Genomic DNA, 25,655 nt, shown 5'->3' with positions numbered 1-25,655 from the left:
TTCAGGATCGGGACGTCCTTCTTCAGGGCGGCGATCAGCGCCGGCTTCAGCGCCGGGTCGAACGTGGCGATGCCGTGCGCGCCGTTGTAGAGGTAGACGACCTCCGCGGGGAGCCCCGTCGCCTCGGCGACCTTCTCGGAGGCCTCCACCGGGTGGGCGTTCAGGTAGTCCGTCGCCCTGGCCTGCGCCTTGAGGAACGCCTCCAGCACGGCGGGCCGCCGCTTCGCGAAGTCCTCGCGGGCCGTCACGCCGTGGAAGGTCGGCAGGTTCAGCTGCGCGCCGTCGTACAGGGCCTTCGCCTTGCCCTGATAGGCCAGCAGGCCCGGCCAGGCGACGAACTGGGAGAGCGCGTCCGCGCTGCCCGCGGAGAGGGCGGACGCGCCCACCGCCGGCTGCTGGTTGAGCTTCTCGATGTCCTCGTTCGCGTCGAGGCCGGCGTCCCGCAGGGCCCGTACGAGGGTGCCGTCGGCGGCCGAGCCGACGCTCGTGGAGACCTTCCTGCCCTTCAGGTCCTCAAGGGTGCTCAGCTTCGAGCCGGGAGCCGTGACGATCGTGTTGAGGCCGCCGCGCAGGTTGTAGCCGGTCGTCGCGACCAGCCGCGTGGGCCGGTTCAGCTGCTTGCCGCGGGCCGCGTTGATGAGGAGCGGGAAGTCGCCCATCGAACCGATGTCGATCTTCCCGGCGGTCATCTGGGCGGTGATGGGGGCGCCCGTGGCGTAGTCCTGCCACTCGACCTTGTAGGTGTGGCCGTCGTGCAGGGCGTTGAGCTGCTTCTCGAAGTAGCCCAGGGAGCGCAGGAGGGTGCCGGCGGTGACGGTGTTGATGGTCTTGGACTGGTAGCCGACGGTGACGGTCACCGTGGAGCCGTCACCGCCGGCCGCCGCGTTGCCGCCGCAGGCCGTCAGGGGCGCCAGTACCAGGAAGGCGGCGACAACTGGTTTGATTTTCATGGGAGTTCGGGACCTCTCACCGGAACGTTCAGCGGAGCAGATAGGGCATGTTGACGGTGACGGCGCCGGTGGGACAGCGGGCCGCGCACGGGCCGCAGTACCAGCACTCGTCGACGTGCATGTACGCCTTGCCGTTGCTCTCGTCGATCGCGAGGGAGTCCAGCGGGCACATGTCCACGCAGAGGGTGCAGCCGTCGATGCACTTCGACTCGTCTATGGTCACGGGCACGTCGGCCCGCTGGGGCACCAAGGGCATGGGTGTCTCCAGGGAGGGGCGGAACAGGAGGGTGAGGCGCTACGGCGAGCGCTACCAGCGGGGGCTACAGCGAGCGGTGCGGCGGGGGCTACAGCGAGCGGTGCGGCGGGGGCTACAGCGAGCGGTGCAGCGGGGGCTACAGCGAGCGGTGCAGTAGGCCGCTCATCGAGATGCGGTCGCCGCGGAAGCGGATGAACTCCAGGTCGACGGGGTGGCCGTCGGCGAGGTGGGTGAGCCGTTCCAGCATCAGGACGGCCGAACCGCGCGGGGCTTCGAGCACGGCGGCGGAGTGGGTGTCCGCGTTCACCGCCTCCAGGGTGATCTCGGCGTGCCCCAGGGGGCGTCCGGTGATCGTCTCCAGCAGGCGGAAGACGTCCGTGTTCTCCAGGTCGGCGCCGAGCAGCGCCGTGCCGAGGTCGAGGGTGCCGAGGGTGAGCGGGATGTAGGTGAGGTCGAGGGAGAGGGGGAGGCCGCTGAGGCGGCGCAGACGTTCGATGTAGAGGACGTCGGTGCCGGGCGGGAGGTGCAGCCGGTCGGCCACGGGGGCGGGGGCCGGGGCGGGGCCCATCGTGCGGACCTCGTTGGTGACCGTGCCGTGTTCGCGGAGGGTCTCCGCGAGGCCCATCAGGCGGTCGAGGCCGTGGGGGTACTTCCGGGCGACGACGACCGTGCCGACGCCGGGGAGGCGGTCGACGAGACCCTCGGCGCGGAGGAGGTCCAGGGCCTCGCGGACGGTGTTGCGGGTCGCGCGGTAGTCGGTGGCGAGGACGGACTCGTGGGGGAGCGTGCCGGAGCCGAAGCCGCCGGTGAGGATCTGGCGGCGGAGGAGGTCGGCGAGTTGGCGTGCCTGGTCCGCGCGCAGCCGGCGACGTACGCGGTGGGCGGCGACGGTGGTCGCGCCCTGGCCGGCGTGGTCTCGGATGCGGTCGGTGGGTGGCATGTTTCGAACCATACCGATGTGGTGGGGAAAGCGTTGTTGCCGGAGTGTTGCGCCATCTGACGGGGTGGTGGGGAGGGGGCTGACCTGGGGCTTCGTGGGGGGTGGGGGGAAGTTCTGCCACCGGGTGGGGGTGGCCGGGGGTGCGTCGGGGTGCGTTGGGGGCGGCGCGTCGGGGTGCGTCGGGGTGCGTTGGGGGGCGGGGCCGTGCCGGTGTGTCAGCCCGTCGCTTGGTGCCCTACTGCTCGGGGGTTTGTTGGGAGCTGTTCTCTGGGCTTCTCTACGCGACGGGCTTGACACACCGGCACGGCCCCTCCCGTCCGTTGGCGGCCGCCCCGCCGTGGCTCCGGCCCATTCCGGGAGGCGTTGCGGCCTGCCCGTCGTGGTTCTGGGCGTTTTCGGGAGGCGTTGCGGCCTGCCCGTCGTGGTTCCGGGTGGGTTCGGGAGCCGTTGCGGGGCGGGGCGTGCGGGCGATTCGGCGGCCGCCGTCGGGGGGCTACGGCTCCTGCGGTGGCGGGGTGACCCTGCCTGTGACCTCGCCCAGGGCGATGTTCGTGCCGTTGGGGCCGGGGGCCCAGGCCGTGAGGGTCACCTCGTCGCCGTCTTCCAGGAACGTGCGCTTGCCGGTGGGGAGGTCCAGGGGGTCGCGGCCGTTCCAGGTGAGTTCCAGGAGGGAGCCCCGCTGGTTCGCGGCGGGGCCGCTGACCGTGCCGGAGCCGTAGAGGTCGCCGGTGCGCAGGGAGGCTCCGTTGACCGTCATGTGGGCCAGTTGCTGGGCAGCCGTCCAGTACATGGTGGAGAAGGGGGGCTCCGCGACCACATGGCCGTTGACGGCGACCGAGATGCGGAGGTCGTAACCGCCGGGGTCCTCGGCGGAGTCGTCGAGGTAGGGCAGCAGGTCGTGGGTGCGGGGCGGCGGGGTCACCCGGGCCTCGTCGAGGGCGTCCAGGGGGGTGATCCACGCGGAGACGGACGTGGCGAAGGACTTGCCGAGGAAGGGGCCCAGCGGGACGTACTCCCAGGCCTGGAGGTCGCGGGCCGACCAGTCGTTGAGGAGGGTCACGCCGAAGACGTGGTCCCGGAAACCGGAGAGGGGGACCGGGTGGCCCATACGGGTGGGCGTGCCCACGACGAAGCCGACCTCTGCCTCGATGTCGAGGCGGACCGAGGGGCCGAAGACCGGGGCCGGGTCCGCGGGCGCCTTGCGCTGGCCCGAGGGGCGTACCACCTCGGTGCCGGAGACCACAACGGTGCCGGACCGGCCGTGGTAGCCGATCGGCAGGTGCTTCCAGTTGGGGGTCAGCGGGTCCGGTGAGTCGGGGCGGAAGATCTGGCCGACGTTCCGGGCGTGGTTCTCCGAGGCGTAGAAGTCGACGTAGTCGGCGACCTCGAAGGGGAGGTGGAGCGTGACCTCGGTGAGTGAGTGGAAGAAGGGGCTGATCGTCTCGCGGTGGGAGGGGACCGTCACCCAGGCCGTGAGGGCCCGGCGGACGTCCGACCAGGCGGTGCGGCCCGCGGCGAGGAGGGGGTTGAGGGTGGGGTGGCCGAGGAGTGCGGCGTACGGGGAACCCAGGGCGCGGGCCGCCGCCGCCGCGTCCAGGACGTGGTCGCCCAGGCGGACGCCGACGGTACGGGTGTCGGAGCCCGAGAGGGAGAAGACGCCGTAGGGGAGGTTGTGCGGACCGAAGGGGTGGCCTTCGGGGACGTCGAAGGGGGGCATGGGGTGCTGCCTCGCTCTCGTGCGTGCCGGCGTTCCGTCTGGTCGCGGCACACGTTACGGGGCGACGACGGGAACGGGGAGTGTCTAAAGAGTTCGCAATGTCCTGATAGGGGAGGGTCGGAGGGGATGATTCCGGCTTAGCTTCCTGTGGGGGCACGGACGGGGTGGGTCCGGGTCCGGTAAGGGGGACACGTGGGGGGACCCGTGGCCAGGGGCGCCGGGCATGCGCCGATCCCGGTGGATCGGGATGTTCCCGGGCTCATCGTCAAGTTCGGTGACTATCCGCTGCACCACGGCGGCGTCGGGGCGATCCGCAGCCTGGGGCGGCTCGGTGTGCCCATGTACGCGATCACCGAGGACCGTTGCACGCCGGCCGCCCTCTCGCGGTATCTGCGGCGGGCGTTCGTATGGCCCACCACTGGGACCGAGGAGCCCGAGCTGCTGGTGGAGGGGCTGCTCAGGATCGGGCGGGAGATCGGGCGGCCGAGCGTGCTCGTGCCGACCGACGAGGAGGCCGCGGTGCTCATCGCCGAGCATCAGGACGCGCTGGGCGCGGTGTTCCTCTTCCCGCGCGTCGACGCCAAGCTGCCGCGCCGCCTCGCCAGCAAGCAGGGGCTCCACGAGCTGTGCGTCGAGCACGGCGTCGCCAGCCCCGCCGCCGCCTTTCCGCAGTCGTACGAGGAGGTCGAGCGGTTCGCGGGGCGGGCCCGCTTCCCGGTGGTGGCCAAGAACCGGGAGGCGTTCGAGCGGCGCCGGCAGCCCGCCGTCAACGGGACGACCCGGATCGAGAGCCCTCAGGCGCTGCTGCGGCTCGCCCGCGGATGGGGCGAGCGGCCCGGGGTGATCCTCCAGGAGTACCTGCCCCGGGAGGACGCCGAGGACTGGATCGTGCACGCCTACTTCGACGCGGAGTCCACGCCGCTCGCCCTGTTCACCGGGGTGAAGGTGCGCTCGTGGCCACCGCACGCGGGGATGACGGCGAACGCGTACATCGTGGACAATCCGGAACTGGCGGACATCGCGGCCCGGTTCATCAAGCAGATCGGTTTCAGCGGCGTCATCGACCTGGATCTGCGCTTCGACCGGCGGGACGGGCAGTACAAGCTGCTCGACTTCAATCCGCGGATGGGCGCGCAGTTCCGGATCTTCGAGAACGAGGCGGGCATCGACGTCGTGCGCGCCATGCACCTGGATCTGACCGGACGCCCGGTGCCGGAGGGGGAACAGCTCGCCGGGCGGCGGTACATCGTGGAGAACATCGACCTGCCGGCCCTGCTCGCCTACCGGCGCAGCGGGTACACCACACCGCACGCGCCCGCCCGCGCGAACGGTACGGAGCTGGCGTGGCTCGCGGGTGACGACCCGCTGCCGTTCCTCACGATGCTTGCGCGCTTCGTGCGACCCGGCGCGAAGCACCTCTATCAACTGTGGCGGGCCAGCCGGTCCAACCGGTCCAACCGGGCGGGCCGGAAGGGGCGGGGCGATCGCGTCGGGCGGGGCGATCGCTTCGGGCTCCACCGTTAGGCAGCACACGAAGTAGGCACATCGCGTCCTGGGGAGGGACTTCGTGATTCAACCGGTAGCAGTCATCGGCGCCGGGCCGTTCGGTCTGTCCACCGCCGCCCATCTGCGGGCGCACGGCATTCCGGTCCGCGTCTTCGGCGAACCCATGGTCAGCTGGCGGGACGGCATGCCCGCCGGGATGCTCCTGAAGTCGACACCGGCCGCGTCCAGCATCGACGCGCCGCAGCGCGGCAACACCCTGCGCGACTACTGCGACGCGGCGGGCATCCGCCGGCTGGTGACGGACGAGGACATCATCCCCGTGGAGACCTTCATCTCCTACGGCGAGTGGTTCCAGCAGCGGCTCGTGCCCGAGCTGGAGCGGGTACGCGTCGTCTCCGTGGACCGCGGCAGGGGCGGCGGCTTCGAACTGAAGCTGGACTCGGGGGAGTCGTTCACCGCGCGGGCCGTCGTCGTGGCCAGCGGACTGTTCGGGCTCGCGCACGTGCCGCCCGAGCTGGCGGGGGCGGCCGGTGACGGGCCCGCACCGAGCGGCCCGGTCTCCCACAGCTCCCAGCACCACGACCTCGGACGGTTCGCCGGCAAGGAACTGATCGTCGTGGGGGCGGGGCAGTCCGCGCTGGAGACGGCCGTCCTGGCGGCCGAGGCGGGAGCCCGGGTACGGGTGGTCGCGCGCGGCCGGGGCGCGGTGGCGTTCGGGGCGCCGCCGTGGAAGCAGCCGCGGCTGCGGCCGGAGTCACCGTTCGGGCGGGCCTGGTCGCTGTGGGCGCTCAGCTACTACCCGCACCCCTACCGGTATCTGCCCGCCGAGGCCCGGCACTACCTGGTCCGCCGGGTGCTCGGACCGCTCGGGGCGTGGTGGCTGCGCGAACGCTTCGAGGGGCACGTCGAGGTACGGGAGGTCGACCGGGTGGTGCGCGGCGGCATCATCGACGGGGGGCCGCGGCTCGTGGTGCGGGGGCACGACGGGCGTACGGAGGAGATGGCGGCCGACCATGTCATCGCGGCGACCGGGTACCGGGTGGACCTCGGGGCGATGGGCTTCCTCGGCCACGAACTGCGGACGGAGCTGGAGGTGAGCCGGGGGACGCCGGTGCTGGGGGCGGGATTCCGGTCGTCGATCCCCGGGCTGTACTTCACGGGGCTGCCCGCGGCGGCCTCGTACGGGCCGGTGATGCGGTTCGTGTGCGGCACGGAGTTCGCCTCACCCCGACTGGCCAAGCACCTTGCGGGGGCGCACGGCTAGGGGCTGCCGTTCGGGGTGCGGGTGCGGGTGCGGGTGCGTCGTGGTCGATCGCGTGGTTCCCCGCGCTCCTCTGGGGGTGCCGTCAGTGTCCCGGCGATGAACACGGGTTCGGGCAAAGGGAGTTGACGTCGGCTGGTTCCGGGCGAACCGATGGGGGGCGACATCCGTATTCTCTGATCATGGCCGCTCCCACCGCATATTCGCTCATCGCCACTGACCTGGACGGAACGCTCCTGCGCAGTGACGACACGCTCTCCGACCGGTCCCTCGCCGCATTGGCGCAGGCCACGGGGGCCGGTGCTCAGCACCTCGTGGTGACGGGACGGCCGGCGCCGAGAGTGCGCCCCCTCTTCGACGACCTCGGAAGCAGGGGGCTCGCGGTGTGCGGGCAGGGCGCCCAGTTGTACGACCCCGGCGCGGACCGGCTGCTCTGGTCGGTCACCCTCGACCGGGAACTCGCCGAGACCGCGCTCGGCAAGATCGAGGCGGAGGTCGGCCAGGTGTACGCGGCCGTCGACCAGGACGGAGTCGACGGCCTCACCCTGATCGAGCCCGGCTACCTCATGCCGCACCCCACGCTGCCCGCCCTGCGCGTACCGCGCCGGGACGACCTGTGGTGCGAGCCCATCAGCAAGGTGCTGCTGCGCCACCCCTATCTCTCGGACGACGAGTTGGCCTCGGCGGCGCGCATGGCGGTCGGCTCGCTGGCGACGGTCACCATGTCGGGGCCCGGCACCGTCGAACTCCAGCCGTGCGGCATCACCAAGGCCACCGGTCTCGCCCTGGCCGCCGAGCACCTCGGGCTCACCCCGGGCGAGACCATCGCCTTCGGGGACATGCCCAACGACATCCCGATGTTCGACTGGGCCGCGCACGGGGTCGCCATGGCCAACGCCCACCCCGAACTCAAGGCCGTCGCCGACGAGGTGACCCTGTCGAACGAGGACGACGGGATCGCGGTGGTGCTGGAGAGGCTGTTTCTCTGAACGCCCGGTCCCCCCGGGTCGGTGACCAGGGGGGACCGGACGAGGCCGAGGGCCCGGTGGGATCAGTACGCGCCGAAGACGTTGTCGATCGAGCCGTACTTCGCGGCGGCGTAGTTGCACGCCGCCGTGATGTTCGCGACCGGGTCGAACGGGTCGAAGGCGGTGCCGGGCACGTGGTACGCGGCGAAGGTCGGGTCGATGACCTGGAGCAGGCCCTTCGACGGGGTGCCCGCGGCGGCGTTGGAGTCCCAGTTGTTGATGGCCTGGGGGTTGCCCGAGGACTCCCGCATGATGTTGCGGTAGATGCCGTCGTACGAGCCGGGGATCCCGTTCCTCGCCATGATGTCCAGCGACTCCCGGATCCAGCCGTCGAGGTTGTTCGGGTACGTCGTGGCGGACGCCGGGGTGGCCTTTGCCACCGTGCCGGCCGGCTTGCTCGTGACCGCCGGCTTCTTCTTCGTCGGCGTCGTCTTCGGCGCCATGAGCTTCAGCTTCAGGCCCGGATGGATCAGCCACGGGTTGTCGCCGACGGTCTTGCGGTTGTCCTTGTAGAGCCGCTGCCAGCCACCGCTGACACCGTGCTTCCGCGCGATCGAGGACAGCGTGTCCCCGGAGGCGACGGTGTAGGTGACGGACTTCGGCTGGACGACGGCCGGCGCGGTCCGCGCGGCCGACTGCACGGAGGCGGCGGCCTGGGTCGGCTGGGCGGCGCTCGCGGTGCCGACCGCGGTGAGCGGCAGCACGAGGGCGGCGCCGCCCGTTCCGGCGGCGACGACGCCACGAGTGAGGGGGTTGGTTCTGGGACGGCGGTGCTTGCCTCGTCCGGGCATGGCGGATTCCTCTCCGGCGCCTGCGAGGTGAGCTGTCGGGTTCGGGCGGGAGGCGCCCGGCCGCACTCGGCCGCCCGGCGTGCGCCGTGCGTGCGGCGCGTGTCGGTGGTCCGTGTGTGGCTTCACCCCGAGCCGGTCCGGTGGGGAAGGCCGGGCCGGCGGCTTACCTGGTTCCCCCGCTCCTGCCGTGCGTGGTCGAGTGGTCGGGTGGGGAGTCCGGGCGGCGGCAGGATTCGGCGATCCGTCCGGACGGGGTGTGAACGTATGCGAGAGCACACGAGGGGAACAAGCCCCGAATCCGGATATGGGGGTAGTTGACCTTGAGTTTGCCCGAAATGGGCGTCGGGTTCGCGCGCTTTGCGCACCTCAACTTGCCTACTGCAAAGGGAGAACGGGGTGGGTGTGGAGAGGTGTGGCACCCGGCGCGCGTGACTCAACTCACGGGAGGAGTGGGGTGAAGTGCGGGTAACGCGCAAAACGGTCAACTCGGGTTGTCCGAAAGGCCGGTTTGGGGTGATGTGGGGGGTGGGGCGAGAGTGGTGCGCAAGGGTGGATTTCGGTCATCACGGACGGTGTGATCGGAGTCGATCGTGCGGGTGCGTGAGTGGGTGCGTGAGTGGGCGGGTGAGTGGGTGTCTGGGTGGGTGTGTGGGCGGGGGTTCGGCTGGAGTGTTTCCGGTGGGCGCGGACTCCACTGGATAAGCGGACATATCTCCTGATCAGGAACATTTCGGGCGTCCATCCGTGTTGTCCAGGTCGAACCCGTGGGCGCTCGTGGTGATCGAAAGGTGACCGGATACGCTGACTCGGGTGATGGCAGCGACAGATCGACAAACTGTGTCATCGACCGTGAGACCGACCTAGACCGACCGTGTGATCGTCAGCAGACGTCAGCAGACAGGAGAACCCTCGTGACCGTCGTCGAGCCGTTCGGGCTGAGCGCGCGGGACCAGGCTCTCGAAGCCGATGTCCAGGCCGGACTGGCTGCCGTCGAGGAGGGTCTGCTCGAGGCCACCAAGAGCGAGGTCCCCTTCATCCAGGAGGCCGCCCAGCATCTGCTGCGCGCGGGCGGGAAGCGGTTCCGCCCGCTGCTCGTGATGCTCGCGGCCCAGTTCGGCGACCCGTACGCGCCCGGGGTGGTCCCCTCGGCCGTGGTGGTCGAGCTGACGCATCTCGCCACGCTGTACCACGACGACGTCATGGACGAGGCCGAGGTCCGCCGGGGCGTGCCCAGCGCCAACGCGCGGTGGGGCAACTCCCTGGCCGTCCTGACCGGCGACTTCCTCTTCGCCCGTGCCTCCCACGTCCTCGCCGACCTCGGCCCCGACGCCGTCCGCATCCAGGCCGAGGCCTTCGAGCGGCTGGTCACCGGGCAGATCCTGGAGACCGCGGGCCCCCGCGACGGCCGCGACCCCATCGACCACTACCTCGACGTGCTCGGCGGCAAGACCGGCTCGCTGGTCGCCGTCGCCGGACGGCTCGGCGCGCTGATGGCCGGCGCCGACGAGACCGTGGTCGACGTGCTCACCCAGTACGGGGAGCGGCTCGGGGTCGCCTTCCAGCTCGCCGACGACGTCCTCGACATCGCCTCCGACTCGCACGAGTCCGGCAAGACCCCCGGTACGGATCTCCGTGAGGGCGTGCCCACCATGCCGGTGCTGCGGCTCCGCGAGCGGGCGGGTCGGCTCGGCGAGCCCGACGACCTCGCCCTGTGCGAACTGCTCGACTCCGACCTCACCGACGACGCCCGCCACGCCGAGGCCCTGGCCCGCCTCCGGGTGCACCCCGCGCTCGAACAGGCCCGCCGGGACACCGTGCGGTACGCGGAGGAGGCGCGGGCGGTGCTCGCACCCCTGCCGCAGTGCGGAGCCAAGGAGGCCCTGGTCGAGCTGTGCGACGCGGTGGTCCACCGGGCCGGCTAGTCCCGGCCTTCCGGCTCCGGCTCCGGCTCTGGCCTCCGGCCCTTGGCCTCCGGCCTTTGGCCTGCGGCCCCCGGCCCCGGCCTGCGGCTCCGCCTTGCGGCCTCCGGCTCCGGCCCCCCGGCCCCCGGTTCCGGCCCTGGCCCTGACCTCCGGCCCTTGGCCTCCGGCCTTTGGCCTGCGGCCCCCGGCCCCGGCCTGCGGCTCCGCCTTGCGGCCTCCGGCTCCGGCCCCCCGGCCCCCGGTTCCGGCCCTGGCCCTGACCTCCGGCCCTTGGCCTCCGGCCCCCGGCTCCGGCTCCCGGTCCCCGGCTCTGGCCTTCCGGCCCGCGGCTCCGGCCTTTGGCCTGCGGCCCCCGGCCCCGGCCTGCGGCTCCGCCTTGCGGCCTCCGGCTCCGGCCCCCCGGCCCCCGGTTCCGGCCCTGGCCCTGACCTCCGGCCCTTGGCCTCCGGCCCCCGGCTCCGGCTCCCGGTCCCCGGCTCTGGCCTTCCGGCCCGCGGCTCCGGCCTTTGGCCTGCGGCCCCCGGCCCCGGCCTGCGGCTCCGCCTTGCGGCCTCCGGCTCCGGCCCCCCGGCCCCCGGCTCCGGCTCGCGGTCCCCGGCTCCCGGTCCCCGGCTCTCGCCTTCCGCCCCGCCGCTCCGGCCTTTGGCCCGCGGCCCCCGGCCCCGGCCTGCGGCTCCGCCTTGCGGCCTCCGGCTCCGGCGCCCCGGCCCCCGGTTCCGGCCCTGGCCCTGACCTCCGGCCCTTGACCTCCGGCCCCCGGCTCCGGCTCGCGGTCCCCGGCTCGCGGTCCCCGGCTCCCGGTCCCCGGCTCCCGGTCCCCGGCTCCCGGTCCCCGGTCCCCGGCTCCCGGTCCCCGGGCCCCGGCTCCCGGTCCCCGGCTCCCGGTCCCCGGGCCCCGGCTCCCGGTCCCCGGCTCCCGGTCCCCGGTCCCCGGCTCCCGGTCCCCGGTCCCCGGCTCCCGGTCCCCGGTCCCCGGCTCTGGCCTTCCGGCCCGCGGCTCCGGACTTTGGCCTCCGGCCTTTGGCCTGCGGCCCCCGGCCCCGGCCTGCGGGTCCGCCTTGCGGCCTCCGGCTCCGGCCCCCCGGCCCCCCGGCCCGCGGCTCCGGCCCCGGCCCGCGGCTCCGGCCCTTGGCCTCCGGCCCCGGCTTTTGGCCTCCGGCTCCGGCCAGCGGCCCCGGCCCCCGGCCCCGGCTCCGGCCCGCGGCTCCGGCCCTGCGGTCTGCGGCCCCGGCCCTTGGCCTCCGGCCCTTGGCCTCCGCTCCCCCGGCCATCGCCCGGCGCGGAAGGGCCGGTTCTGTTGACCCCTACGGGTTTCCCCGGGTGTCGTCGGCCCGTGTCATCCCGAGGCAGTCGTCGTGTCATCCCGTAGCAGTACGTGGAGTTGAGCCCCGAGTCTGACGACTCCCTCCGGCTGATTTGGTCAGATGGGTATCACCACTCCTCACCGATTCGGGTGAGAATGGCGGCTCTAAGTGGACGCCGCCGCCGACGACGGAGGTAAGGCACACATGGCACCGTACGAATCCGACGACAGCGCCCGCGCCGGTGACGCGGCCGTGCTCGCGGCCGAGGCCGAGGAGATGCGTTCGGCGCGACGCCGCAAGGCAGCGCGGTACGTCGTCCCGGCCACCGTGCTGGGCGTGGCGGCGGCGACCATCGGTCTCGTCCCGGCCTTCGCCGGCTCCGGCGACCCCGATCTGCCGAAGATCAGCGCGCAGGAACTCATCGAGAAGATCGCCGCCTCGGACGTACAGCGCGTGTCCGGCACGGTGAAGATCACCACGGATCTCGGCCTGCCCGACCTGGGCGGTCTCGCCGACAGCCTGGGGGCGCAGGGCTCCTCCGGCGGCGACGGCTCCTCCGCAGACCCGTCCTCCAAGCTGCTCGAACTCGCCTCCGGCACCCACACGTTGCGGATCGCCACCGACGGCCCGGACAAGCAGAAGCTGTCCCTGCTGGACAAGACCTCGGAGTACAGCCTCATCCACAACGGCGACGAGGTGTGGGCGTACGACAGCGCCTCGAACGAGGTGTACCACGCGACCGGCGCCGGCGAGGAGGGCGAGGGAGGCAAGGACGGCAAGGGTCGCGAGGGCGCTCCCGAGGACGTGCCCGCCACGCCGCAGCAGCTGGCCGAGGAGGCTCTGAAGGCCGTCGACGACACCACGTCCGTGACCGTCGACGGCACCGCGCAGGTCGCCGGGCGCGACGCGTACAAGCTGGTGATCGCGCCCAAGCAGTCCGGTTCGACGATCGGCGCGATCTCCATCGCCGTCGACGCGAAGACGGGGCTGCCGCTGAAGTTCACGCTGACCCCGGCGAGCGGCGGCGCGGCCGTCGTGGATGCCGGCTTCACCGAGGTCGACTTCGGCAAGCCGAGCGCCTCCACCTTCGACTTCACCCCGCCGAAGGGTGCGAAGGTCACCGAGGCCGACGAGATGGAGGAGTCCGGCCACGACGACGTCAAGGTCGACGGGTTCGGCAAGGAGTTCGGGAAGGACTTCGAGAAGGAGTTCGGGAAGGACTTCGAGAAGGAGTTCGGCAAGGACTTCGAGAAGGAGTTCGGGAAGGACGCGGACCGCAAGGGGGCCGGGGGCGCCGAGGAGGAGTTCGCGAGCGGACTCGGCGGGCTGAAGACCATCGGCAAGGGCTGGGGTGCCATCGCCGTGATCGACAGCGGAGCCGAGGGCGGCATGCCCACCGGTGGCTCCGAGTCGTCCGGTGACAGCCGCGTCGACGGGTTCCTGAACTCCCTCGGCGACCAGGTCAAGGGCGACTTCGGCTCCGGCACGGTCTTCAAGACCCGCCTGATCAACGTCCTGTTCACCGATGACGGCAAGGTGTACGCGGGCGCCGTCACCAAGGACGCGCTGGTGAAGGCGGCCGACGCCGCCAAGTAGGCCCGTGCGCCGTAGGCCGTATACCCGAACGGGTGTACGGCCGTACGGCGTGCGCCTGTACGTGAATGAGGGAGCGATGCAGGAACAGTCCGCTGCTGCGGCGGTGATCTCCACCCGTGCGCTCACCAAGCGCTACCGCGGCGGGCAACTCGCCGTGGACGGGCTCGACCTGACCGTCCCGGCGGGCAGCGTCTTCGGCTTCCTCGGCCCCAACGGCTCCGGCAAGACCACCACCATCCGCATGCTCATGGGCCTGATCGAGCCGACCTCCGGCACCGCCGAGGTCCTCGGCAGGCCCATGCCGCGTGCCGCCCGGACCGTACTGCCCGAGGTCGGCGCCCTCATCGAAGGGCCCGCGCTGTACGGGTTCCTCTCCGGCCGCGACAACCTCCTCCGGTACGACGCCGCCGACCCCACCGCCGACCCCCGCACCCGGCGCGCACGCGTGGAGACCGCACTGGACCGGGTCGGGCTCACGGCCGCCATCGGCAAGAAGGCGAAGGCGTACTCGCTGGGCATGAAACAGCGGCTGGGCCTCGCCGCGGCGCTGCTGCGACCGCGCCGTCTCCTCGTCCTCGACGAGCCGACCAACGGGCTCGACCCGCAGGGCATGCGGGAGATCCGCGCCCTGGTCCGCGCGTTGGCGTCCGACGGCACGACCGTCTTCCTCTCCTCGCATCTGCTCGACGAGATCGAGCAGGTGTGCACGCACGCCGCCGTCATGGCGCAGGGCCGGCTGATCACCCAGGGCCCGGTCGCCGAACTGGCCGCCGGGGCACGGGGACGGCTCGTCGTCACCACGCCCGACCCGGCGGACGCCGCCCGGGTGCTCAAGGAGCAGGGGGTCGGTGACGTCGTGGTGACGGAGGACCGGGTGACCGGGGAACCACCGGACCGCGACCTCGCCGAACTGAACGCGGCGCTGGTCACCGCGGGCGTCCGCGTCCGCGGCTTCGGCGTCGAACGCGCCTCCCTGGAGGACGCGTTCGTGGCACTGACGGGGGAGGGCTTCGATGTCGCGGGTTGAGCAGGGTGACACCACGGCCGACGGGGCCACCGCTTCCGACGCGGCCACGACCTCCGCCACAGCCACCGCTTCTTTTGCGGTCGCCGGGGCGGGCGGGTCGGGCAGGGTGCCGAGTCTGCTGTGGACGTTCGGGCTGTTCCGCAGTGAGCTGGTCACCACCTTCCGGCGGTGGCGGACGCTCGCGCTGCTCGCCGTGCTCGCGGCCGTGCCGATCCTCGTCGGGATCGCCGTGAAGATCGAGACCGGCGACGGGTCGTCGATGGGCGGAGGTCCGGGCGGCGGGGGCGGGGGCGGCGAGGGCCCGGCGTTCATCGCGCAGATCACCAACAACGGGCTGTTCCTGGTGTTCACGGCACTGGCCGCGACGCTCCCCTTCTTCCTGCCGATGGCGGTCGGCGTCGTCGCGGGGGACGCGATCGCCGGTGAGGCGGGCGGGGGCACCCTCCGCTATCTGCTGGTCGCGCCCGCGGGCCGCACCAGGCTGCTGCTCACCAAGTACGCCTCGGTGATGACGTTCTGCCTGGTCGCGACCCTGGTCGTGGCGGCCTCCGCGCTGGCCGTGGGGGCGCTGCTGTTCCCTCTCGGTGAGGTGACGACGATCTCCGGGACACGCATCGGCTTCGGCGAGGGACTCTTCCGGGCGCTGCTGATCGCGCTGGCGGTGGCCGCGTCACTGATCGGGATCGCCGCGCTGGGACTCTTCGTGTCGACCCTCACGAACAGCGGCATCGCCGCGATGGCGACCACGGTCGGGCTGCTCATCACCGTCCAGATCCTCGACCAGATCCCCCAACTCGACGCCCTCCACCCGTACTTCTTCTCCCACTACTGGCTGTCCTTCGCCGACCTCATGCGCGAGCCGGTCTACTGGGACGAACTCCAACGCAACCTCGGCCTCCAGGCCCTGTACGCGGCGGTGTTCGGCTCGGCGGCCTGGGCACGGTTCACGAGCCGGGACATCACGACGTAGCGGCTCCGCCGGGCGGGGGCCGGGGCCAGGGCTTGGCCTCGGTGAGGGGGAGGTCGGCTGTGGGTGGTCCGGCTACATGCGGGCTGCTTCGGCCGCGCGGGCCACGTCGAGCAGCAGGTCTTCCTCGCCGTGGCGGGCCACCACCTGGAGGCCGACCGGGCAGCCGTCGGGGCCGAAGCCCGCGGGGAGGCTCAGGGCGGGGTGGCCGCTGAGGTTGAACGCCCAGGTGAGGGCGGTCGAGTAACGGTCACCGGGGCCTTCGTGGCCGTGCGGGGCGTTGGGGGTGGCCGGGGTCAGGAGCAGATCGGCGTCGGCGAAGAGCGCGGCGAGCCGCCGGTCGTTCCCGGCACGGAGCGCGTCGACGGCGGTGCGCCCGGCCGGGGCATCCGGGCCCGAGGAGTCGCGCAGAGCCAGCCAGGCGGGGGCCGGGTCGTCCAGACGTACGGGCCGCGCGGGTTGTACGAGGCGCAGGAGGCCGGCGTCCACGAGGCGGAGCGCGGCGGCGTGGGCGACAGCGACGGGCTCGGGGTCGGGGCCGGCGAAACCGAGGTCTGCCGACCAGACGGCGGTGAGGGGTGTGACGGGGGAGGGGGTGCTGTCGGCGGGCCGGGTGCCGTCGCTGCAGAGGTTGCCCGCGACGGGTGGGGCGCCGTCGCCGGGCGGCGGGCTCTCGCCGGGTGGGGTGCTCTCGGAGGGTGGTGCGGCGTCGCCGGGTGGGGTGTTTTCGCCGGGCGACGTGTTCTCGGTGGGTGGGGTGCTCCCGGTGGCTGAGGTGCTCCTGCCGGGCGGGTTGCTCTCTGCTGGGGGTGTCGTCTCCAGGGGCGGGGTGCCGTCGCCGGGTGGGGTGTTTTCGCCGGGCGACGTGTTCTCGGTGGGTGGGGTGCTCCCGGTGGCTGAGGTGCTCCTGCCGGGCGGGTTGCTCTCTGCTGGGGGTGTCGTCTCCAGGGGCGGGGTGCCGTCGCCGGGTGGGGTGCTGCCAGTGGCTGGGGTGCTCCCGGCGGGTGGGGTGCCGGCTCGGTCGAGTGCGGTGGTCGGCGGTCCTGCGGACGGCTCGGCGCGTTCGGGGTCCTCGCCGCGGACGCAGTGCCAGTACGCCGCCGCGTCCGCCGCGTACCGGGTGAGGACGCCGGGTGCTGCCAACCCCGTGCGGTCCGCGGACGGCAGTCGACCGTTCGTGATCTTCAGGCCGAGGACGCCGCACCACGCGGCCGGGATCCGCACCGACCCGGCACCGTCGGTACCGGTCGCCATCGGTACGAGGCCGGCGGCCACCGCCGCCGCGGAACCGGCCGAGGAGCCGCCCGGGGTCCGGTCGGACCGCCAGGGGTTGACGGTACGGCCACCGGCGCCGAGGCCCCACGTCTGCCAGGGGGTGCCGCGACCTGGCACCGACGTCGCGCCGACGGGGACGCAGCCCGCCGCGACCAGCGCCCGCGCCGGTGCGGCACGCAGCCCCGACCGGCCCTTCACCCCGATCGGCACGCCGGCCAGCGGCAGAGGTTCACCTGCCGCCACCCGCCGGTCCACGTCGGCCGCCCACCGCAACGCGTCCTCGGCCCACACCTCCGTGAACGCGCACAACGCGGGCTCCGCCGCCGCGATCCGCCCGAGACACTCGGCGACGACGTCGACGGCCCGTACGTCCCCGGCCCGCACGGCGGCGGCGATCCCCACGGCCGACGGCATCGGGAAGCCGCCGGGTGGGAGGGCGCCGGCGCCGAGGGGCGGGGGGCCAGGGGAGAGGGTGTGGAGGAGGGAAGGGCGGAGGGACGTCGCGCCGCGGGGCGGTGAGTCGGGGGAGGGGACTGAGGGCGGCGAGGTGCCGGGGGCGGGGACATTGTGTGGTGCCGCGCCGCGGGAGGAGGCGCTGTCCGGCGTGGTGTCGGGGGAGGTGGTGGTGGGGCGGGTGGTCTCCGGGACCTGGGCAGGGGGCGGCGAGGAGGAGGGCGTCGCGGCGTGGGGCTGGGAGCGGTGCGGCTGCATGGCCTTCTCGGGTTCCTATGGCGGAGGGGTACGCGGTGTGCATGGGGGCGCGGGTGGCAGGAAGCCTGGGCGCTGCACGCTGGGCCTGTGGCGTGCGGGCGGGTACGTGTTCCGTGGCTGGTGCGGGTGCGTTGGGGCTGCGCCCCCGCTGGCTGTGCGTGGTGCGGGCTTCCCTGCCTTCCAGGGTGCCTCCCTCATGGCTCGCCCGCGTCGCTCGCCAACCGGGGGTGGGGCCGTGGGGTGCGTGGGCGGGTGCGGGTGCGTGGGGGCTGGTCGCGCCCACGCGGCGGAGCCGCATGTGTCACCGCCCCGCGCCCCTGGAAAAGCAGGGGCCTGCGGCCCCGTGCTTCTCCGCTGAAGGGCGGGCCGCAGGCCCGACCCTTCAGGGGCGAGGGGAACTGCGCGAGAAACCACGACGCACCCGCACCCGCCGACGAATCCGTACCCCCGAGCTGTGAGGCGCCCTTGGACAACGTCGGCCGGTTCCACCGCGTGTTCGTGCACGCTCGGTGCCGGCGCCCGTGCTCAGCGGCCCGGCCCTCCGGGCGTCGGCGGCTTCGGCGGGACCGGTGACTGGGCGCGGGTCGGTGCGGATGGCCCGGCGGTCGGGTTGACCGTACCGGGGCCGACACCCCCGTGCCCGGCCCCGGTACGGAGTCTCGCGGCCTGCGCGATCGGATTGCCGACGGACGCCTGCTGACCGGGCCCCTGTGAGCCACCGGCCCCCAGCTGCCCCGCCGCCTGCTGCCCGGGCGTCTGCTGCCCGACCGACTGCCCACCCCCCACAGCCCGCTCGCCGCCCACAGCCCGCTCACCCACCACCTGCCGGCCCTCGCCCACCTGGGCCGTCTGCGTCGCCTCGGCCGTCTGCGTCGCCTCGGCCGTCTGCGTCCGCTGGGCCGCTGTCACCGTCGCGGGGGACGGTTCGTGGAACCCCTGGACTCCCTGGGTGAGCTGGTCCTTGGTCAGGTAGGGGCGGGGGTCCACCTTCCAGGAGGGCGCGTCGGGGTCGACCTCGCGGCGGACGACGCGTTCCATGAGCGTGGCCATCTCGACCGGCCCGATACCCCCCGGCACCGGCGTGAGGTGCTGCGGGATGTCGTACGCCTCCCGCTGGACGTCCCCCTTCACACTCCCGTCCGCCTGCGGGACGAACCCGGAGTCGACGACGAGCCGGTGGTGGGGCCGGAGGTGGTCGGGGCCGAGGATGCCGGGGTTGCCGGTGACCGAGACGACGATGTCGGCGTCGCGCACCCGTCGCAGGTCGTCACCGGCGTCGAGCTCCATCAGCCGGTGGCCCTGCTCGCGCAGCGTCGTGACCACGCCCTGCCCGACGAACCCCTTGCTGCCGACCACCGCGATCACCGGGTCGTCCTTGGCGAACGGTTCCACGACCCGGCAGATGCCCTCGGCCGTCGCGCACGCGTTGTAGGGGGAGCGGCCCTTGGTGAGCGCGTCGATGTCCTTCGCCGGGTCCATCCGCTGGACGAGCGGCTGGAGATGGGCCGGCGGCGGGAACTGCACGATGATCGCGCGGGTCTGCGGATCCTGGTTGGCCCGCTCCAGCACCTCCGCGAACTGCGCACGCGTGGTGCCCGGCGGCATCACCACATGGTCCGCCTGGAAGCCGAGGTGCTCGAAACTCTTCACCTTCTGCTCGGCGGAGACCTTCGACGCCTCCAGCTTGATCTTCCAGTCCGGGGGGTCGTTCTCCGCGGGCTGGAACCGGATGATCGCCACACGCTGCCCCGTCGGGGCCACGTCGTTCCGGTAGGGCTCGTACAGCTCCTTCGCCTGGCGCAGGACATCGCGCCCCGACACGTGCTCGGTCATCGCCGGCTCACCCCCGGGTCGCTTCGTGGTCGATACGGGCGAGCACCCGGTCGACGGGTTCGAGGGCGCGGCCGAGGAGCTCCTCGACGTCCCGGACGGTGAAGGTCCGGTCGCCCGTCAGGTCGTCGACGTGGCCGTTCGGGCCAGCCGTCAGCAGGATCTGGGTGAAGGACTCCGGCCCGGTCGGGTCGTGGTACGAGAACGCGCCGAAGTGGGCGATCCAGAACACCTCGACCGGCTCCGTGCCGAACGCCCGCCGCAGCGCGGGCAGTACGGCGTCCGCGACGCTGCCGAAGTCGTCGGTGACGCCGCGGTCGTCGGGGTTGCTCGCCAGCTCGGACACGACCGCGACCACCCGCCCCGTGGTGGTCGAGTGGACGGCGCGCACCAGCGTGTGCGCCCGCCCGGCCCGCCGATGGCGCCAGTCGACGACGTCCTCGAAGTACCGGAGGGTCGGGTTGGTGAAGCCCCCGGAGCCACCAGGGCCGCTGGTGCCACCGGGGCTGCTGGCGCCCTCGTGGTGGCCGTGGTTGCCGTCGTCGCTGGGGTTGGTGGGGCTGTTCGGGGTGGTCGGAGTGCTCATGGTGTTTCTCCTGTCGGCCGCGTGACGGCGGCCGTCGGTGTGTCCGGGAACCCGCGTACGGCAGAGGCCGGGACCGCGTTCCCGCTGCCGGCCGCGCGATGATCCACCGCGCGCCGGTCCAGGGTATTGAGGCCGGCCACCGCGCTCAGGGGTCCGTCCCGTACGGTTCGGCGGCCGGCGGCTGCTTGGCCCGGTGGCTGCCCGCCTTGCAGCCCGCGAACGGGCCCGCCGGGGAGCGGAGTTCGGCGAGTACGGGGCCCAGGTGGTCCCGGTGCCAGACGGCCGGGCCGGACAGGCCCGCCGACGGGTCGGTCAGCTCCTGCCAGGCCAGCCACAGGGCGTGCAGCCGGGCCACCGCCTCCAGGTGCTCCCACCAGCGCGGGCACCAGGGCTGCTGGGAGCTGACCTCACGGCCGTACACGGGGAGCAGCAGATCACCGACCCAGACGGCCAGGCTGTGCATCTCCTCCGCGTACTCGGCGCCGTCGAGGTAAAGGATGAAAGGCGGTGAGGCGGACACCGCTTCCTCCACGCCGGGCTGGTCCACAGCCGTGGTCATCGGGGGCTCCCTTCCTGGGGGTCGTGGGCCGCGCTCATCGGACGAAGCTCTCCGTCGCGCGGGCCGTGATGGCCTTGACCTCGGCCTGGGCGGCCAGGGCGATACGGTCGGCGCCGGGCTCGGCGTACCAGGGGCGCAGCCGGACCAGGGCAGGCTTCACCCCGGTGGCGAGCAGCAGCGCGGTGCCCTTGGGGAGGGCGCGGATGCGGTCGGCGGGCAGGATGCGCTCCAGGCGGTACGACGTGGAGCGGGACCTGCCGTCCTTGCTGCGGGAGTAGCTCACCGTCGACACGTCGTGCTCGCCGACCAGGCGGGAGACCTTCTCCACGAAGTCCGCGTCGTCGAGGCCCGCGCCGAGCAACTTGATGGTGGCGGCGCCCCACAGCGCGTCCATCCCGGCGTCGCCCCACACGCGCGTGCCCTGCCGGTAACTCTGGAGCAGCGTCACGACGTTGATGCCGCGCGAGCCGAAGTGGGAGTACAGGTCGGGCAGGTCGGAGATGCGGCAGACGTTCGCGGCCTCGTCCAGCACGGCCGTCATCGGCGGGTCGAGACGGCCGCCCATCCGCTCGGCGGCGACGACGCCCGCGCGCAGCACGGAGTCGGCGCACGCGGCGATCACACCGGCCGCGGAGCCGCCGCCGTCCTTGGAGAGCAGGTAGAGCGTGTCCGAGGAGAGGACGTGCCGTTCGGGCAGGAACTGCGGGAGTTCCGGGTCGGGGCTCACCCAGGCCGCGATCGTCGGGTCGAGGAGGCAGGCCACGCACTGGCGGGCCGTCTCGTAGATGCCGTCGCGGGTCTCCACCGCGCCCTGGACGGTGCCCTGGAGCTGGTCGGCGAGGGCCGCCATGCCCGCGTCCCGCAGCAGGTCGACGGGTGTACGGTCGGCCGGGTCCGCCAGCCAGGCCAGCACCTCCCCGACCTGCCGTCCGCCGCGGTTGGCCGCGTGGAACAGGGCCGTGAGGGTGTTCTGGGCCGCGGAGATCCAGAAGTCCCGCTTGGAGGCGTCGTCGTTGACGGCGCCCACGAAGTGACCGGCGAGGCGGCGGGCGCCCTCGATCGTCGCGGCGTCGGCGAGCATGTCCCACCACAGGCCGCGCGGGGTGTGGGCGATGCCCTGCGGGTCGAACGTCCACACGGTGCCCGCGCGTTCGCGTTCGGCGCGCGTCACGCTGTAGACGTCCGCCTTGTTCGAGGTCAGCAGGACACTGCCGCGGGCGCGCAGCACACGCGGGACTGCGATGCCGGTGGACTTGCCCGCCCGCGGCGCCATCAGGTCCAGTTCCACGTCCTCGTAGCTGCTGCGCAGCTCCGGGCCGCCGGGTTCCAGGTTGCCGAGGAGGTTGCCCGTGTCGTCCGGGGCGAGGCGGCCCGACTTCGGCAGGGACGGGCGGAGTTGGCGGGCACGGGCGGCGGCGCCCTTCGGGAGGAGACCGGCGAGTTCCCTGCGGCCGGCCAGACCGGAGGGCTTCGCTCCGCGGCGGCGGATCAGGACGACCGGGGTGACGAGGAGGGCGACGGCCGCGCCGAACACGGTGCCGATGCCGGCGGTGATCGCGCCGGTGGACGTCGTCGGCCAGACGGTCGCCGGGCCCTCCTTCACGAGGGTGGACATCGTCTCCAGGGTGAACGGCGGTGGGTCCCAGCCGTTGCCGGTGAGCGCGGCGCCGAGGGAGCCGCCGAGCCAGGCGGCGAGGAAGAGGGTGCCGGCGAGGAGGGCGACGCCGGGGACGACCCATGGGAGGAGATCGTCGGCGGTGCTGTGCGGCTTCTTGCGTGTGCTCATGTCGTGGTTCCCCCGTCAGTCGGTTGATGTGCTTTCCTCGCCCGCGCCGCGCCTTCGACCCCGGTCGTGCGCGGTAGGGGGTGGAGCCGTGGGGGGTGCGTTGGCGGGTGCGGGTGGTGTGTGGTTTCTCGCGCAGTTCCCCGCGCCCCTGAAGAGAACGGGCCTGCGGCCCGCCCTTCATCGGAAAAGCACGGGGCCGCAGGCCCCTGCTTTTCCAGGGGCGCGGGGCGGTGACACATGCGGCTCCGCCGCGTGGGCGCGAACAACCCCCACGCACCCGCACCCGCTAACGCACCCCACGGCCCGAGCTACAAGGCGCCCTTGGACAACGTCGGCCGGTTCCAGCGCGTGTTCGTGTTGTGCAACTCCCGCTCCGTGTCCGTGATCGACACCTTGATCGGGATGCCCGGACGCCCGCCCACCTTGATGAGGAAGCGGCCACGGCCCGGCGGTTCCTCGTTCCCGCCCGTGCTGGCCCACCCCGGCGGGGACGACCAGGACGAGACGAGTTCGATCTCGCGCTCCGACAGGCCGACGATCTCGCCGAGTTCCCTCATCTCCGTACGCGGCAGGCCCGCGCACACCACCATCCCGGCCCGCTCCACGAAGCCCCGCGCCTTCGCCCGGTCGGCCTCGCTGCCGAGCGCCTCCGCGTCCTTCAGCGTGTGCGTGATCTTGGCGTCGCCGAGGCCGAGGGAGCGGTTCAGCCGGGTCAGCGCGTCGATGCGTTCGACGATGCCGGAGGCGGCCCGCAGGGGGCGCCACAGCTCGTCGAGGACCGTGAAGAACCAGCGCTGGGGGGCGAGGCCCGCGTCGGCGAGGGCGTGGGCCGCCGCCACCGTGCCGAGCCCGTCCGACCATGCCGCCAGCATCGCCGCCGCCGTGAGCTGCGTGTCCGCCTCACCGATCCGGGAGATGTCCACGCAGACGGCGGGCGACGCCGGGTCGATACGGGTCGACGTCTCGGAGGCGAACGTGTCGCCGAGCGGCCCGTCCAGCACGCCCAGCAGCGAACGGTGCAGCGGGTCGACGGCCTCCTGGTAGCGCGCCTCGTTGCCCCGGTCCAGCGTCACCGCGCGGACCCGGTCCGGGCCCTCGTCGAGGACCTTCAGCAGATCGGGCAGCAGCGGCGCCCGCCCCTTCCTGGTCCGCTCCGTCAGATGGTGCAGGCACGCCGACAGCACCGACTGCTCGTGGTCGTCCATGGGGCGGCCCCGCACGATCGTGATGAGCGCCGCGACCATGTTCAGTACCCGGCCGTGGGCCTCGGCCGCGAGGATCCGGCCGCGTTCGCCGCCGATACGGGCCGCCGCCTCGCCCATCGCGCCGGGGTCGAGGACGTTGATGCCGCCGACGCCGCGCCCGATGGAGATCACCTGGCCGCCGAGCGCCCGCACCGTGTCCGCGTAGTCCGGCTTGAGGTCGCCCAGCACCAGCGGCGTCACCCCGGTCGCCGACATGCCGATCAGCATGCGGTTGACCAGCGTGGACTTGCCGAGGCCCGGCATGCCGAGCATGAACAGCGACGGGTTGGAGATGTACCGGGCGCGGGTGAACCAGGAGATGGGGTCCCCGCACACCGTGGCGCCCGTCTGGAGGTGCTGCCCGAGCGGCACCCCCGTCATCGGCGCGCCGGAGCCCGCCGCGAAGGGCCACAGACCGCACGCCTGGACCGTGGTGGCCCGCCACAGCGCGGGCGGGTCGACGTGCCCGACCTGCCCGCCGCCGGGGCCGGGCCAGCCGCGCGCGGGCGCCGTCTGGGGTCGTGCGGGACGAGTGGCGGACGTGCTGGACCTGGTCACAGCGCCTCCCGGATCTGGTACGGAACGAGGGTGTGCTCCCACGGCAGCAGGCCGACGGGGAGCGTGCAGGTGAACGCCGAGGCCTGCATACGGTCGGCGGGGCGCATCAGGATGCGTGAGGACGCCTGGAGGTTGCGGACGGTGATCGCCGCGTCCGGGAGCTGCGCCTCGTCGTCGACGGTGACCGTCACCATCAGCGAGAACTCCACGAGCCCGGCGCCCGCCGCCTCCTCGGCCGCGGTCTGCTCGGCCGCCTGCATCTCGGAACTCGCCCGCGCCTGGACGAGACCACGCTTGGAGCCCGCCATGAAGTGCGCGGCACGACGGTCGGACTCCACGATCCGCGCCGACGTCGCCGGGTCGATCGGGCGGTAGATCAGCGAGACCCGCTTGCGGCGCGTCCCGGCGGCCGGTTCGAGCAGCCCCCGCAGCACGCTGGAGCGGACGGTGCCGCGCGGCGCGAGCGTCAGCATCCAGGTGCGGGAGACACCCGAGTCGTGCTTGTACGACTGCACCGACTCCACGGCCGCCGCCGGGCCCGCGTCCGCCCACTCCAGGCCGGTGGTGGACTGCTCGGCGCGGGTGCTCAGCACATCGGGCGCGACGGCCGGGTCGTACGCCACCCGGACGACCTCCGAGAGCCGCTCGGCGGACAGCGGGTAGGCGGAGCCGCCGCCGGCCGCGACCAGACCCGACAGCAGGCCCGGCAGCCGCATGGACAGATCGGTGATGACGTCCTCGATGCTCCGCTTGGGGCCGCCGGAGGGGCCGTAGGTCAGGGCGATGTACGTGTGCATCTCCGACGAGGCGGACGGGTAGCGGGCGACGACCTCCTCCATCACCGCGCGGGCGGCGGCCGGCGCGTCCGGCGAGATCCGCGGCAGGACCTCGGCGGCCAGCCGCGTCCCGGTGTCGGGCGCCGTCTCGACGACGACCTGGGCGCCGCGCAGGCCCGGCTCGTGCGACAGCCGGGCGAGCCAGTCGCCCCAGGACGCCACCCAGATGTCGACCTGCTCGGGGTCGACCAGCGAGCCGCCGTCCGGCTCGCACGCCAGTACCACGGTGTAGAGGTTGCGGCCGGGGTGGTGGAGCACGCCGAAGGAGCGGTTGTAGGCGTCCCGGCCCTCGTGCATCCGCGTCCGGGCGAGCAGACCGGGCGGGTGGTAGCGGCCGCCCGTACGGCGGGAGAGCGGGCCGGAGACGTAGGTGTGGGAGCCGTTCGCCTTGCGCCTGAACCAACCGATACGCACCGCGACCACCTGATAGACGTTGCGGCCGTCGACCGTGCGCAGCGCGAGCGGCGCGAGGAAGAGGCCGACGGGGATGAGGACGACGATCGCCGCCGTCAGCGAGACGAGTGAGGCGAGCAGCGCGACGAGGAGTCCGCCGAAGGCGACCACGGTGCCGAGGAGGCCCAACGGGCCGAGGCCGGGGCGGCGGGGCCGGCGCCAGTTTCCGTAGGTGGGACGCGTGAGGGCGTCGGTGGACATGGGGAATCCTTCTTCCGGCTGTGGTTCGTGGGTCCGAGTGCCTACGAGCTCGGGGGTTCGGGGAGATCGGGCGGCCGCGGGGCCGTCGTGGCTGGTCGCGCGGTTCCCCGCGCCCCTGGAAGGGACGCGCCCCTGGAAGGGACGGGCTTCGCCCTCCTTCCCGGGGCGCGGGGTGGGCTACTGGTTGTGCCCCTTCATTCCGTCGTTGTCGCCGAGGGAGTTGGTGATCTCGCTCGCGGCCTGCATGCCGGTCTGTACGACGACCGCGGCTGCCTGCACCGCAACGGCCGCGCCCGCCGTGGCCGCGCCCGCGGCCGCCGTACCGGCCGCCGCGCCCGCGCCACCGGCTCC

18 protein-coding genes and 2 pseudogenes are annotated in these 25,655 nt (G+C 73.2%); 7 read left to right on the top strand and 13 right to left on the bottom strand.

Annotated features, from left to right (window positions below):
- The 4 genes from M8J73_RS40065 to fahA all read right to left on the bottom strand — a co-directional run.
- The coding region (locus M8J73_RS40065) for an ABC transporter substrate-binding protein (RefSeq protein ID WP_249829737.1) at positions 1-950 on the bottom strand (950 nt) is incomplete at its 3' end.
- A 28-nt stretch (positions 951-978) separates the two neighbouring features.
- On the bottom strand, positions 979-1,206 hold the full coding sequence (locus tag M8J73_RS40060) for a 4Fe-4S dicluster domain-containing protein (RefSeq protein WP_030790138.1): 228 nt from the start codon (positions 1,204-1,206) through the stop codon (positions 979-981).
- Positions 1,207-1,342: 136 nt separating this feature from the next.
- Positions 1,343-2,146: a GntR family transcriptional regulator gene (locus M8J73_RS40055; RefSeq protein ID WP_249829736.1), complete on the bottom strand. Its 804-nt coding sequence runs from the start codon at positions 2,144-2,146 to the stop codon at positions 1,343-1,345.
- Between the two features lie 493 nt (positions 2,147-2,639).
- A complete protein-coding gene (gene fahA / locus M8J73_RS40050) occupies positions 2,640-3,863 on the bottom strand; it encodes a fumarylacetoacetase (protein ID WP_055543329.1) in 1,224 nt (407 codons plus the stop codon).
- Between the two features lie 192 nt (positions 3,864-4,055).
- On the opposite strand from fahA, the gene M8J73_RS40045 reads away from it, so the two are divergent.
- The 3 genes from M8J73_RS40045 (at position 4,056) to M8J73_RS40035 (ending at position 7,619) form a co-directional block, all read left to right on the top strand.
- Positions 4,056-5,387: a carboxylate--amine ligase gene (locus M8J73_RS40045; RefSeq protein WP_107424162.1), complete on the top strand. Its 1,332-nt coding sequence runs from the start codon at positions 4,056-4,058 to the stop codon at positions 5,385-5,387.
- Positions 5,388-5,430: 43 nt separating this feature from the next.
- A complete protein-coding gene (locus M8J73_RS40040; protein WP_055543103.1) occupies positions 5,431-6,633 on the top strand; it encodes an FAD-dependent oxidoreductase in 1,203 nt (400 codons plus the stop codon).
- A gap of 179 nt (positions 6,634-6,812) precedes the next feature.
- Positions 6,813-7,619 carry an HAD family hydrolase gene (locus tag M8J73_RS40035; RefSeq protein ID WP_055543104.1) on the top strand — a complete coding sequence of 269 codons (807 nt, stop codon included), beginning with the start codon at positions 6,813-6,815 and terminating at the stop codon, positions 7,617-7,619.
- 62 nt (positions 7,620-7,681) lie between these two features.
- Here the strand turns inward: M8J73_RS40035 and M8J73_RS40030 are convergent, their stop codons facing one another.
- Positions 7,682-8,449 (bottom strand): transglycosylase SLT domain-containing protein, encoded by a 768-nt coding sequence (locus M8J73_RS40030; protein WP_055543105.1) that lies wholly within the window; start codon positions 8,447-8,449, stop codon positions 7,682-7,684.
- Between the two features lie 911 nt (positions 8,450-9,360).
- On the opposite strand from M8J73_RS40030, the gene M8J73_RS40025 reads away from it, so the two are divergent.
- The 4 genes from M8J73_RS40025 to M8J73_RS40010 all read left to right on the top strand — a co-directional run bounded on the left by M8J73_RS40025 (position 9,361) and on the right by M8J73_RS40010 (position 15,268).
- Positions 9,361-10,371: a polyprenyl synthetase family protein gene (locus M8J73_RS40025; protein ID WP_055520257.1), complete on the top strand. Its 1,011-nt coding sequence runs from the start codon at positions 9,361-9,363 to the stop codon at positions 10,369-10,371.
- A 1,508-nt stretch (positions 10,372-11,879) separates the two neighbouring features.
- Complete coding sequence (locus M8J73_RS40020) at positions 11,880-13,271, top strand: LolA family protein (RefSeq protein WP_055539936.1); 1,392 nt, start codon at positions 11,880-11,882, stop codon at positions 13,269-13,271.
- A 76-nt stretch (positions 13,272-13,347) separates the two neighbouring features.
- Positions 13,348-14,298, top strand: coding sequence for an ABC transporter ATP-binding protein (locus M8J73_RS40015; protein ID WP_055539935.1), 951 nt, complete (start codon positions 13,348-13,350; stop codon positions 14,296-14,298).
- Complete coding sequence (locus M8J73_RS40010; RefSeq protein WP_249829735.1) at positions 14,285-15,268, top strand: ABC transporter permease; 984 nt, start codon at positions 14,285-14,287, stop codon at positions 15,266-15,268. The genes M8J73_RS40015 and M8J73_RS40010 overlap by 14 nt, the downstream gene beginning before the upstream one ends.
- A 72-nt stretch (positions 15,269-15,340) precedes the next feature.
- Here M8J73_RS40010 and M8J73_RS40005 read toward each other — a convergent pair.
- From M8J73_RS40005 to M8J73_RS39970, 8 genes and pseudogenes are all read right to left on the bottom strand, one after another.
- A pseudogene (locus M8J73_RS40005) lies at positions 15,341-15,847 on the bottom strand (amidase family protein); the annotation flags it as partial.
- A gap of 450 nt (positions 15,848-16,297) precedes the next feature.
- Positions 16,298-16,954: pseudogene (locus M8J73_RS40000) on the bottom strand (amidase family protein); the annotation flags it as partial.
- A gap of 822 nt (positions 16,955-17,776) precedes the next feature.
- Positions 17,777-19,084 (bottom strand): tetrahydrofolate dehydrogenase/cyclohydrolase catalytic domain-containing protein, encoded by a 1,308-nt coding sequence (locus tag M8J73_RS39995; protein WP_249829734.1) that lies wholly within the window; start codon positions 19,082-19,084, stop codon positions 17,777-17,779.
- Between the two features lie 7 nt (positions 19,085-19,091).
- The gene (locus M8J73_RS39990; RefSeq protein WP_055539100.1) at positions 19,092-19,667 is read right to left on the bottom strand and encodes a hypothetical protein; all 576 of its coding nucleotides are present in this window, start codon (positions 19,665-19,667) and stop codon (positions 19,092-19,094) included.
- 145 nt (positions 19,668-19,812) lie between these two features.
- Complete coding sequence (locus tag M8J73_RS39985; RefSeq protein ID WP_055539101.1) at positions 19,813-20,226, bottom strand: DUF4913 domain-containing protein; 414 nt, start codon at positions 20,224-20,226, stop codon at positions 19,813-19,815.
- Between the two features lie 34 nt (positions 20,227-20,260).
- Complete coding sequence (locus M8J73_RS39980) at positions 20,261-22,012, bottom strand: type IV secretory system conjugative DNA transfer family protein (protein ID WP_249829733.1); 1,752 nt, start codon at positions 22,010-22,012, stop codon at positions 20,261-20,263.
- Positions 22,013-22,320: 308 nt separating this feature from the next.
- On the bottom strand, positions 22,321-23,814 hold the full coding sequence (locus tag M8J73_RS39975) for a putative type IV secretion/conjugal transfer ATPase (protein ID WP_249829732.1): 1,494 nt from the start codon (positions 23,812-23,814) through the stop codon (positions 22,321-22,323).
- Positions 23,811-25,304, bottom strand: a complete 1,494-nt coding sequence (locus M8J73_RS39970; RefSeq protein WP_055542190.1) for an SCO6880 family protein — start codon at positions 25,302-25,304, stop codon at positions 23,811-23,813. Before M8J73_RS39970 ends, M8J73_RS39975 begins: the two co-directional genes overlap by 4 nt.
- Positions 25,305-25,655 lie beyond the last annotated feature (351 nt).

The organism is Streptomyces neyagawaensis (assembly GCF_023516595.1).
Lineage (GTDB): Bacteria > Actinomycetota > Actinomycetes > Streptomycetales > Streptomycetaceae > Streptomyces > Streptomyces neyagawaensis.
Note: the sequence above shows the minus strand (reverse complement) of the source record. Positions and strands in the feature narration are given on the sequence as shown.